At 40.5% G+C, this 11890-nt stretch carries 8 protein-coding genes; 6 read left to right on the top strand and 2 right to left on the bottom strand.

Translation table 11 applies throughout. From position 1 onward, the window contains the following. Nucleotides 1-233: 233 nt before the first annotated feature. On the top strand, nucleotides 234-1154 hold the full coding sequence (locus PSR9079_RS17385; RefSeq protein ID WP_149982606.1) for a lipase family alpha/beta hydrolase: 921 nt from the start codon (nucleotides 234-236) through the stop codon (nucleotides 1152-1154). A gap of 3 nt (nucleotides 1155-1157) precedes the next feature. Beyond that, nucleotides 1158-1967 carry a lipase chaperone gene (locus tag PSR9079_RS17380; RefSeq protein ID WP_149982605.1) on the top strand — a complete coding sequence of 270 codons (810 nt, stop codon included), beginning with the start codon at nucleotides 1158-1160 and terminating at the stop codon, nucleotides 1965-1967. A gap of 136 nt (nucleotides 1968-2103) precedes the next feature. Here PSR9079_RS17380 and polA read toward each other — a convergent pair whose 3' ends face one another. Then, a complete protein-coding gene (gene polA, locus PSR9079_RS17375) occupies nucleotides 2104-4839 on the bottom strand; it encodes a DNA polymerase I (protein WP_149982604.1) in 2736 nt (911 codons plus the stop codon). Between the two features lie 567 nt (nucleotides 4840-5406). On the opposite strand from polA, the gene elbB reads away from it, so the two are divergent. From elbB to PSR9079_RS17360, 3 genes are all read left to right on the top strand, one after another. After that, the gene (gene elbB / locus PSR9079_RS17370; RefSeq protein ID WP_149982603.1) at nucleotides 5407-6057 is read left to right on the top strand and encodes an isoprenoid biosynthesis glyoxalase ElbB; all 651 of its coding nucleotides are present in this window, start codon (nucleotides 5407-5409) and stop codon (nucleotides 6055-6057) included. Between the two features lie 192 nt (nucleotides 6058-6249). After that, nucleotides 6250-6642, top strand: coding sequence for a c-type cytochrome (locus PSR9079_RS17365; protein ID WP_149982602.1), 393 nt, complete (start codon nucleotides 6250-6252; stop codon nucleotides 6640-6642). Between the two features lie 187 nt (nucleotides 6643-6829). Then, complete coding sequence (locus PSR9079_RS17360; protein WP_149982601.1) at nucleotides 6830-9409, top strand: diguanylate cyclase domain-containing protein; 2580 nt, start codon at nucleotides 6830-6832, stop codon at nucleotides 9407-9409. 47 nt (nucleotides 9410-9456) lie between these two features. On the opposite strand, the gene rep is transcribed toward PSR9079_RS17360, so the two are convergent. After that, a complete protein-coding gene (gene rep, locus PSR9079_RS17355) occupies nucleotides 9457-11475 on the bottom strand; it encodes a DNA helicase Rep (RefSeq protein ID WP_145238754.1) in 2019 nt (672 codons plus the stop codon). A 113-nt stretch (nucleotides 11476-11588) separates the two neighbouring features. Between rep and ubiK the strand changes: the two genes are divergently transcribed. Then, nucleotides 11589-11861 carry a ubiquinone biosynthesis accessory factor UbiK gene (gene ubiK, locus PSR9079_RS17350; RefSeq protein ID WP_145238407.1) on the top strand — a complete coding sequence of 91 codons (273 nt, stop codon included), beginning with the start codon at nucleotides 11589-11591 and terminating at the stop codon, nucleotides 11859-11861. The last annotated feature ends 29 nt before the right edge of the window (nucleotides 11862-11890 follow it).

Raw genomic sequence — 11890 nt, 5'->3', positions numbered from 1 at the left:
GCGGACTTTACCAAACTAACCATGATAAATAAACTAAATACAGGTACTAACTAGTCGAATTGATAAACATATAACTAATACTACAAATTGCATTTTAATTTAACTTAATATTAACATTGAATTTCAGCTCAAAATTTGCTCTATTAACTAATTAGAATAAAAACTCCACACACTTTGTCTGTAAACAGCAGTTCAAAGCGTGATCAAACACACACAATAAAAGAGCACTGATCATGAAAAAAATAACCACTCTATACTTATGCTGCCTGCTATTTATCTTCAGTAATAGCGCTAATGCAGGCTATACCCAAACTAAATACCCAATTGTATTAGCACATGGCTTGATGGGTTTTGACGATGTATTAGGTGTCGATTATTTTTATCGGGTACCAGCAAGCCTCAGTCGTGATGGCGCACAGGTTTTCGTCACGGCCGTATCCTCGCTGAATAGTTCTGAACAACGAGGCGAGCAGTTACTACAGCAAGTTGAACAGATTATTGCACTAACTGGTACAACAAAAGTAAATCTCATTGGTCATAGTCAAGGTGCGCAAAGTATTCGCTATGTTGCCTCACTACGCCCCGACTTAGTTGCCTCAGCGACCAGTGTTGGCGGTGTTAATTTTGGTAGCCCTGTTGCTGATGTGGTGCGCCAAGGACTGACTCCTGGATCTAAGCTAGAAGGTATAGCTAAAACAGCCTTTGATGCATTTGGCGGGTTAATCGCATTACTCTCTGACAATAGTCAGTTACCACAAGATGCGCTTGGTGCACTGGAGAGCTTAACCACTGAGGGCGCGCTGGCCTTTAATCAAAAATATCCAGAAGGCCTACCTGCTGAGCAATGCCAGCAAGGACCTATGTATGCCAGTAATGGCGTATATTACTTTTCTTGGAGTGGTACTCGAACTTTAACAAATATATTTGACCCATCAGATGCAGCACTGGCGATCACTGCAATACTGATCCCAGGCGATGACGATGGCTTAGTCTCTCGTTGTAGTAGCCATTTAGGTTATGTATTAAAAGATAATTACCGCATGAATCACCTTGATGAAGTGAATCAACTGATTGGCTTTCATCATTTATTTGCAACCGATCCACTGACAGTCTACCGTCAACATGCTAATCGCTTAAAAAAATTAGGCTTATAAACAATGAAGCGGTTGCTCATTTTAGTGCTAGTGATATCTATCACTAGCACCGCTATGATTTTTTTACTCAGCGACGATAAGCTTACAAGTGCAACGCCACCAAATGTCGATCAACCGATGGCAATCGATAGCATTTTTGAACACGTTATTTTAGCTAGCCAAGAGTCCGGTGAGTTTAGTGCTTCGCAGGCTTTAGAACAGTGCGAAAAGTTAGCTGCATGCGAAATCAATAGTGAGCTCTTTAATCGCTACCTCAGCTTTAAAATAGCGCTGGCAGAGCTGCAGCAACAACTCGCTCATTTGCCGCTAAGCGAACAATTAATTGCAATGATCGCTTTTCAACAACGCTACTTCAATGCAGCTGAAATCACTCTTTTATTTAACGATGATAATGAGTGGCAGCACTATACAATTGCCAAACTTGAAATTAATCAGAACAACCATATTAGTGATGAATTAAAGCAACAATTGTTATCTAATTTAGAGGGCGAGCAACCTGAGCGTATTACCCAGGCACTTAAACCCAGTAACGATCTAAAAGCTTTAAACACTGAGCTAAAAGATGCCCTGCAACAACAAGACTATAATCAACTGGCAGCGGAATTTGGCGATGCTGCGGCAACAAGGTTAATCGCTCTAGAGCAGCAGCGCCGGCAATGGCAAACATTGAGTGAGCAACTCAAACAACAAATTAAACAGTTAAAACAACACTATGAGCCACAACAAGCAGAGCAAAAAATTACCCAGCTACTTGATGAGCATTTAACCACAAATCAAAAAAGGCGGTTTTTAGTGTTATACCCATTGCATTAAATGAGTGACCTACTATGGCGTTAAGAAAGTAGCCGAATGGCCACCTTTTAAAAAACTGACTACCCTATTCACAGACATAAAAAAGCGCGGCTTCACTCAATGCAGCCGCGCCTATATGATTTAAAAAGCTCAGTGATTAATGGGCTTGTTGCCAATTATCTCCGCTATCAGCTTCAACCACTAATGGCACATCTAATTTCGCAGCATCAGACATTAACTGGCAAATTTCTGCGGTGTATTGCTCAACACACTCAGTTTTGATTTCAAATACCAATTCATCGTGTACTTGCATCAGTAATTTAACCGTATTCGGTGCTTGTTCATACACCCATTTGTTGACTGTTAGCATGGCTTTTTTGATGATATCAGCAGCGGTGCCTTGCATTGGTGCATTAATCGCAGCACGTTCGGCTCCTTTACGGCGCGCGCCATTACGGGCGTTGATCTCTGGTAAATGTAAGCGACGACCAAAAATAGTTTCAACATAGCCATTTTCGGCAGCTTTCTCACGGGTTGATTCCATGTACTCAAGCACACCAGGGAAACGTTCAAAATACTTATCAATGTAATGTTGCGCTTCATGGCGCGGTACATCAAGTTGACGTGCTAAACCAAATGCTGACATCCCATAAATTAAACCAAAGTTAACCGCTTTAGCTTTACGGCGCATATCCGTGGTTACATCTTCTAACTCAACACCAAACACTTCCGCAGCAGTTGCACTGTGTACATCAAGACCATTGGCAAACGCATTTAACAAGCCTTTATCCTGCGATAAGTGCGCCATGATACGTAGTTCGATTTGGCTGTAATCGGCAGCCACTATTTTATAGCCATCTGCAGCAATAAAAGCCTCACGAATACGGCGTCCTTCTTCTGAACGAATAGGAATATTTTGCAGATTAGGATCGCTTGAACTTAATCGGCCAGTTGCCGTTACCGCTTGATGATAAGAAGTATGCACACGCTTCGTTTGCTCATTAACTATCAGTGGTAATTTATCAGTGTAGGTTGATTTAAGCTTAGATAAACCCCGGTGCTCAATAATAACTTTAGGCAGCGGGTAATCGTGAGCCAACTCTTGTAGTACTTCTTCAGCTGTAGAAGGTGCGCCTTTTGGCGTTTTTTTAATAACTGGCAGTTCAAGCTTTTCAAACAACAATACTTGCAATTGCTTTGGTGAGCTTAAGTTAAATGGTTCACCAGCAATCTCATGCGCTTCTTTTTCCAGCTCAATTAAACGCTCACCCAAACGCTGGCTGTGCGCGGCAAGCATTTTACTATCAATCGCAACACCGGTGCGCTCAATATCTGAAATAACGCTGACAAGCGGCATCTCTATGTCTTCAAATACCGATTTAAGCTTTTCATCGGCTGCAATTTTCGGCCATAATACTTGATGTAAACGAAGCGTAATATCCGCATCTTCTGCGGCATAAGGTGCCGCTTTATCAAGTTCGATTTGATTAAATGTCAGCTGCTTTTTACCTTTACCAGCAATGTCTTCAAAACTGATATTTTTATGGCCTAAATATTTTAGCGCCAACGAGTCCATATCATGGCGAGTACCAACACTATTAAATACGTAAGATTCAAGCATAGTATCGAATTTAATACCCTTTAGCTCAAAACCGGCATTAGCCAATACACTCTTATCATATTTTAAATTTTGACCAACTTTTGCTTTGTTTTCATCAGCTAAAATTGGCCCGATCTTCGCCATCACCGTCTCTAAACTTAACTGTTCGGGCGCGCCAGGATAATCATGGGCAACCGGTAAATACACGGCTTCGCCAGCTTTAACAGCAAAACTCATCCCGACAAGTTTAGCTTGCATGTAATCAAGGCTGGTTGTTTCAGTATCAAAGGCAAATAGTTCAGCGGCATTTAATTGCTCGACTAAAGTATCTAATTGCTCTGTTGTCAGGATTGTTTCATAGTGAGCATCAGCCACTTGCGGTAATTCATTCGCTTCACTGGGGACAGCCAAGTGAGTGTCTGCATCTTTTGGATTATCTAATAACTCAGCTAACCAGCGACGGAACTCACACTCGCCATACAAGGCAATCAGTTCATCGCGATTTGGCTCTTGCAATTTAAAGGTATCTAAGTCTGATTCAACTTCAACATCGCATTTAATGGTAGCCAGTTCATAACTTAGCGGTAAATGATCGACTGCGGCGGCAAGCTTTTCGCCGATCTTACCTTTGATCTCATCAGCATGATCAAGCACACCTTGTAATGATCCGTATTTTTGTAACCACTTAACCGCCGTTTTAGGGCCGCATCCATCGACACCTGGGATGTTATCTACTTTATCGCCCATCAAAGCTAAGTAATCGATGATCAGTTCAGGACCAACGCCAAATTTTTCAACCACAGTGTCTGGATCAGAAATACTGTCGGTCATGGTATTGATCAAAGTGACATGCTCATTCACTAACTGAGCCATGTCTTTATCACCGGTTGAGATCAATACATGGCGCTGCTGCTCTGAAGCAATACGGGCGAATGTACCAATCACGTCATCCGCTTCAACACCCTCAATACTAATAAGCGGAAAACCCATCGCCCTAATAATATCGTGCAGTGGCGCTATTTGCGTGCGCAAATCATCGGGCATTGGCGGGCGGTTGGCTTTGTACTCACTGTACATATCATTACGGAAAGTTTTACCTTTAGCATCAAAAACCACCACCATATGGCTTGGATCATACTGTTTGATCAGGCTTTTCATCATGTTAACAACGCCATAAATAGCGCCTGTTGCTTCACCTTTTGAGTTAGTTAAATGCGGTGGTGAATGATATGCACGGAATAAGTAGGAAGAGCCATCGACTAAAATAAGTGGATTTTCAGGGATCTGAGCCATGATGTAATTGGATCCTAAATGAGAGAAAACGAAATATCTGTAAGCATGCCATAAGGACACGCATAAAACGACTGTGAATTAAGCTTTGTTTAAACCGTTAAATAAGAGTAAGTTGTGGATAACTATGTAGATAACACCCACAAGCTATTCCTCCAAAGTAATTTAAAACTACTTAGAAACAAGTTAAGTGTATGTTTTGTTTTAAAAAGATAATACGAGGTTCTTTTTTTATTATTTTTATCACAATGTGGAAAAACATTTTATTGCTTTGCTTGATTGTGGCTTTTTACAACTAAAAAACGGTTAATTCATTCCTTATAAATAACCGGACGAGCATTCTATCACAATGGATCAAAGATCATAGCGATCCTTTATAATTTTTTCCTATTAGCCAACTTAAAAAAAAGCATATAGCGCGTTTTTGCTCTGCCTCGAGTGGATTGATCAAATAAAAATAATCTTTAACTCATCATTATTGATGATCACAAAATGATCTTAATAAGGCCATAACAGTCAGCAAAAGTCATGCTAAACTGACTTTATGAATAATAAATAAGGGCATAGTATATGAAAAAAATAGCTGTAATTTTAGCAGGTTGTGGAGTTTATGACGGTGCAGAAATCAACGAAGCCGTATTAACGTTATTACATATTGCCAAAGCCGGAGCAAGCTACCAGTGTTTTGCCCCTGATATTGAGCAATTGCACACGATCAATCACCTGAATGGGGAACAAATGACCCCTAACCGGAACGTATTAGTCGAAGCGGCACGCATTGCCCGTGGCGATATCAAAGCGTTAACACTGTTAGATGCTAATGACTTTGATGCTTTGATTGTGCCTGGTGGATTTGGCGCGGCTAAAAACCTGTGTGATTTTGCGATCAATGGTGCGCAAGCACAATTAAACCCTGAAATGCTTCGTGCTGCTAAAGCATTTGCGAATGCCAAAAAACCAGCAGGCTATATGTGCATTGCTCCAGCAATGATCCCATTGATCTACAGTGCTGGCGTAAAAACCACTATTGGTAATGATGTTGATACTGCCAACGCACTACAAAGTTTAGGCGCTCAACACATTAATTGTGCAGTAGATGATATTGTAATTGATGAGCAACATAAACTCGTAAGCACTCCAGCTTACATGTTAGCGCAATCAATTTTAGATGCTGATGCAGGTATTGAAAAACTAGTCGCTGCGCTTTTGAAAATGAGCTAATTAGGTGCTAAAAAAACCGCAAATCAGTCATTCTAAAGTAGCTGCTTTGTTGCGCTGGCGCAAAAAAATAGTGTTTTTTCATAAGAAAAATACATCGTAGCGTTTTATAAATTGCGGCTTAGCGTTATAATCGTTCTAAATTCCGTCATCTATCGTGATTGATCACGTTCAAATCGAAGTGAGCAAGGCAAAATGAAAAAACTATCAGCAGCATTATTATTGCTAGCAACCACCGCATACGCACAGCCATATGATAACTCTATGACTGAAGATGCGATCAAAAAACGTATCGCGCCTATAGGTGCCGTTTACTTTGAAGGCGATAAAGCAGCAGTTGCTGAAGTGCCAACAGGTCCTCGTACCGGTGAACAAGTTTACCAAGGTGCGTGCTTTGCATGTCATGGTACTGGCGCACTTGGTGCACCAAAATCAGCAGATGACTGGGCTCCACGCTTAGCGAAAGGCGCTGACACTCTATTAAGTCATGCAATTAATGGTTTTAATGCAATGCCACCACGCGGTACATGCATGGATTGCTCAGATGATGAAATAAGCGCAGCTATTGATTTCATGAGCAAAAAATAATACTTAATTCTGTACTTTTTTTTATAAAGGGCTGATTTTTTCAGCCTTTTTTATTATACAAATAAATATTAACCTACCTTTATCACTATTTATTATTATCATTTTCTAATACTATTGGCCGCTTGACGATTCAGCAAAAAAGTGAAAATATAAGTCCAATAAATATACAATAATAAAAATCGGTTTAATGTCACTGGAAGATATAACAGCTTTACTACATAAGCTGGAGCATAAAAATAATCGTTTAAAAGCTCTAGTCCAAAAGTATAAGCAATCCCACCACTTACAAAATGCCCTGATCCAATTATCAGAGCAAGCTAGTTCTGTTGCCGAATTAACGCTACTTTACCCTGCTATTCATGATATTTTGCAAGATTATATGCCAAGTAAAAGTTTTTACGTGGTGCTGTTAAATCAATTTAGTAACACCCTTGAACTCTCTTACTTTGCTGATGAAAAAGATGGTATCTCTGTGCCACTTAATCAAGATAATAATTTTATCCAAGGTGTCACTGGGTATGTTTTTAAACAAGGTAAAACCACCTACTTCCAAGGTGATGAAATGCAGGCTGCTGCCAACAAGGGGTTATTTAAATTACTTGGCACACCAGCAGAACATTGGGTAGGCGTGCCGGTATACCGAGAACAAAGCATTATTGGGGTGCTTGTCGCACAAAGTTACGATAAACAACAAAACTACTCTGAGCAACAAATCGAGCTATTAGAAGTAATGTCGCTCTACTTATCAACGGCTATCGAGCGGGTAAAAAAACGCGAACTATTAGAGTCTGAAGTAAAAATAAGAACTCGCGCATTAACGCAAAGTAATGAAGCACTTAACCTCGAAGTAGAACAACATAAAAAAACCCTCGCACGGCAACATATTCTGTTTAAAATTTCAGAGCTAGCGACGCAAACAAAGCATATTGATGAAGTATATCAACAAGTACATGAAATAATAAAATCAATAACTTACGCTGAGAATTTATACATTGCATTGTATGATCGCGAAACGGGTTGGTTAAACTTTCCGTACTGTGTGGATGAATATAGAGATAACACTCAACCGCGCCCTTTCGCCAAAGGTTATAGCGAATTAGTGTTACGTACCGAACAAACTCAACTCATTGATTGTACCCGAGCACAAAAACTGCTCAAATCCGGTGAAGTAGAAAGACCAGGGCAAGTCAACACTTCAAACTCAGCAACTAGCTGGTTAGGTGCGCCATTAAAAACAGCGCAAGGTGTGATTGGCTTAATAACTTGCCAAGCCTACAATCATAAGCATATTTTTAATCAAGACGACTTTGAATTAATTACCTTTGTATCGCATCAAATAGCGACTGTATTACAAGCACATTTAGCTGCTCAAGCCTTAAAACAAAGCCATCAACAATTAGAGTTTCGAGTTGCTGAAAAAACCAAAGAGATCCTCCAAACCAATATGCATTTACAAATGCAAATTGAAGAGCGCAAAAAAATAGAGCAACAGCTTTATCATGATGCCCACCACGATCCACTTACTGGCTTGCCTAATCGCAGTCTGTTTTTAACCCAATTAGAAAAAACTCTACAGCATTATCAACGTTACCCTGAACAACAGTTTGCTGTGCTGTTTATTGATTTAGACAAGTTTAAGGATATTAACGATCAACTTGGTCATCAAGCCGGTGATCAGTTTTTAATTAGCGTCAGTGAGTCTTTTTCACAATGTATTCGGGAGCACGATTTACTTGCGCGCTTAGGTGGCGATGAGTTTGTAATTTTATTAACGCACTTAACCGATCGCCAACAAGCCGAAGATGTTGCTAAGCGATTAATTGAACTGATGAAAAAACCATTTTGTATGAAAGGTATTTGTGTACAAAGTGGTGCCAGTGTCGGTATTACCTACTCAAAAACAAACTACAAGCATACGGATGAAATTATTCGTGATGCTGATGCTGCCATGTATTATGCAAAAAATGCTGGTCGCAGCCGGTTTGAGTTTTACCATCCACTGCTTAGTGCCGGCACCAGCCCATATGAGTTGGAAACCAGTCATCACTTAGACTCTTTACCAATGCATTTTCGCTGCTCTGAAATTATTACACTTGATGAACAGCATCAATCAGAATCATTGCTTGAGGCATTTGGCGAACACCCAGTACTTGGCAGCACCAGTTTTGAAATATTAAAGAAGTTTGCCGCTGATAAAGCACAACAGCTGGAAGTAGAATTACAGTTATTAACCAAGGCGTGCCAGCAGATCCAAACGGCACAACTGCAAATGGTGTTATTCCCTTGCTCGGGTTTATTACTGGAGAAAAATGAATTTCAGGCGTTATGCTTAACAATGCAAAAGCACAGCATAACAAAACAAATTTGTTTATTATTTAACGAACAAGAGATCCGTTACGCTTCTGCGGTGCAAATTAGTAATTTAAAAATGCTAAGTGAACAAGGCTATTCGATTGGCTTAAATGATTTTGCCAAAGATCGCTGCGAACTTAATTTACTTTGCGATCTTAATTTCGATTATTTATTACTTAGCTCTACCTTTAGTAAGCGAGTGTTACAACAACAAAGCTTTGATTTACAACTACAAGGTGTACTAGCAATAACTAAGATAAAACAAATAAAAGTAATCGCGAAAGGCCCTTCAATATTAAATTATAGAGCCTTACTCGACACTCATGGTTTATCGCTATTTATTGGTAGGCAGCATGCAATTAGTTCCACAGCAACACTCCCAGCTGACTCTTCGAACGAGCAAATTTTAAATTAACGATATGCGTCGCGGATAACCAGTTTATTATCCGCAGTTTAGATGAACTACTCAGGCTTTTTCAGCATGGCACGTAAATTAGCGACTCTGGCTTGGCCCTTTTCCATTCGTTCGGCTTGCGTATTTGGCGCTTTTTTATTTTCAAATGCTAAATCATCTTGCGGTAGCTCTTGTATAAAGCGGCTCAACTCGGTTTGTGATGTTTCGCCAAATTGACGACGAATTTTTGCATAGGTCATGGTCAGCTCTTGCTGAGCACGAGTGATCCCCACATAGGCTAAGCGACGCTCTTCATCAACGTTTTCTTCATCAATACTTACTTGATGCGGTAATAAGCCCTCTTCCATGCCGACCATAAATACGTAAGGATACTCCAAGCCTTTAGAGGCATGTAACGTGAGTAATTGCACCGCATCGGCTTCATCTTCTTCTTCGTTACGTTCTAACATGTCACGCAACGTTAACTTACTCACCACTTCAGCAAGCGTCAATGGCGGGTTATCCGCATCACCGGTGAGCATATCGGTGATCCAACGGTACAACTCAGAAACATTCTTCATGCGCATTTCTGCGGCTTTCGCACTCGGCGATGACTCGTATAAATAGGCTTCGTAATTTATTTGTCTAACTAAATCTTTTACCGCTTCTAGGGTATCACCACGTACCGCATTATCTGACAGCTCAACCACCCAACGTGCAAATCCGGCCAACGAGTTTAAGCCACGACCTTTTAAGCGATAACCTAAGTCGTTATCAAAACAGGTGGCAAATAAACTGGCATGTTTTTCATTGGCTAAGGTACCCAACTTTTCCAGCGTAACTGTGCCTATTTCACGGCGCGGAGTATTCACAATACGTAGAAACGCATTGTCGTCATCTTGATTCACCAATAAGCGCAAGTACGCCATTATATCTTTGATCTCAGAGCGTGAGAAAAACGACATTCCGCCACTGATCTTGTAAGGTATTCGGTTACTCATTAACGACTTTTCAAAGCCACGCGCTTGGTGATTACCACGGTACAAAATAGCGTAATCTTTATAACTGGTGCGCTTCATAAATTTATGCGAGATGATCTCGGCGACGACCCGCTCTGATTCATGCTCTTCATCACGACAGCCAATCACTTTGATCGGCTCGCCATTTTCTAACTCACTAAACAGTTTTTTATCAAATTCATGAGGGTTATTGGCAATCAAGATATTAGCAGCCTTTAAAATACGCTTCACACTGCGATAGTTTTGCTCAAGCTTAATGAGTCGTAAACCTGGAAAGTCTTTGCTTAATAACACTAAGTTTTGTGGTCGTGCACCGCGCCATGAATAGATTGATTGATCGTCATCGCCTACCACGGTAAAACGCGCACGCTCACCCACAAGCAACTTAACTAATTGATATTGACTGGTATTGGTATCTTGATATTCATCCACCAACAGGTAACGGAAACGTTGTTGCCAGCGCTCACGCGAGGTTGCATTATTGATCAGTAATAAGGTGGGGATCATGATCAAATCATCAAAATCCAAAGCATTATAAGCGCGTAACTGGGTTTGATAACGCGCATACAATTGCGCAAATAGCGCTTTTTGTGGCTCTCGCGCTTCGCGAATCGCTTGCTCTGGTAAAATAAGCTCGTTCTTCCAGCTGCCTATTTGCATTTTTAATAGATTGAGTAAATCTTTGTCTTTTTTTAGCTCTTCTTCAGTTAAGTCAGCAATTAATTGCCCGGTATCTTGATCATCAAATAATGAAAAGCCGGGTTTAAAACCCAGCGTTGTTAGTTCTTTTTTAATGATCTCAAGGCCTAAGGTATGAAAGGTAGATACCCACAAGCCTTTTGACTCTTTTTTACCTAACGTTTGAAAAACTCGCTCGCGCATCTCTTTCGCCGCTTTATTAGTAAAGGTCACCGCGGCAATATTACGTGCTTGATACTCACATTTTTGTACTAAGTAAGCGATTTTATTAGTAATTACACGAGTTTTTCCTGATCCCGCCCCCGCCAGCACTAGGCATGGACCACTAATATATTTTACCGCTTCATCTTGTTTAGGATTGAGTTTCATATCGACCAAAGAGATTGCATTAAAGACCGGCAATTTTAACGTAATCACTACAATACGCCTAGCCAATAAGGTAACATTAGCCATTATCATTTACGCGACAGTAAGGGACAGACATGATCAACCCAGCAAAACTTGAAGAAATTGCCAAACAGATTTCCAGTAACATGCCGCAAGGCGTTAAAAACCTTGCCGATACGTTTGAAGCGAAAACCAAACAAGCTATTCAAAATAAGCTTGCTGAGATGGACTTTGTCAGCCGTGAAGAATTTGATGTACAAAGCCAAGTACTAATTCGCACCCGCGAAAAGCTCGTTGCATTAGAAGCAAAAGTTGCACTACTTGAGCAACAACTCAGTAGTAATAAGCAAAGCGAGCAACCAGAATAATACTGTTTTAGTTATTACTTCAGGCAGCT

This window comes from Pseudoalteromonas rhizosphaerae (assembly GCF_902498845.1).
Taxonomy (GTDB): Bacteria; Pseudomonadota; Gammaproteobacteria; order Enterobacterales; family Alteromonadaceae; genus Pseudoalteromonas; species Pseudoalteromonas rhizosphaerae.
The sequence above is the reverse complement of the archived record's forward strand: the minus strand, read 5'-3'. Positions and strand labels throughout refer to the sequence as shown.

Coding starts and splice junctions, on each gene's coding strand:
- PSR9079_RS17360 (WP_149982601.1), top strand. CDS start 6,830: ATGTCACTGGAAGATATAACAGCTTTACTACATAAGCTGGAGCATAAA.
- PSR9079_RS17380 (WP_149982605.1), top strand. CDS start 1,158: ATGAAGCGGTTGCTCATTTTAGTGCTAGTGATATCTATCACTAGCACC.
- rep (WP_145238754.1), bottom strand. CDS start 11,475: ATGAAACTCAATCCTAAACAAGATGAAGCGGTAAAATATATTAGTGGT.
- PSR9079_RS17385 (WP_149982606.1), top strand. CDS start 234: ATGAAAAAAATAACCACTCTATACTTATGCTGCCTGCTATTTATCTTC.
- PSR9079_RS17365 (WP_149982602.1), top strand. CDS start 6,250: ATGAAAAAACTATCAGCAGCATTATTATTGCTAGCAACCACCGCATAC.
- polA (WP_149982604.1), bottom strand. CDS start 4,839: ATGGCTCAGATCCCTGAAAATCCACTTATTTTAGTCGATGGCTCTTCC.
- elbB (WP_149982603.1), top strand. CDS start 5,407: ATGAAAAAAATAGCTGTAATTTTAGCAGGTTGTGGAGTTTATGACGGT.
- ubiK (WP_145238407.1), top strand. CDS start 11,589: ATGATCAACCCAGCAAAACTTGAAGAAATTGCCAAACAGATTTCCAGT.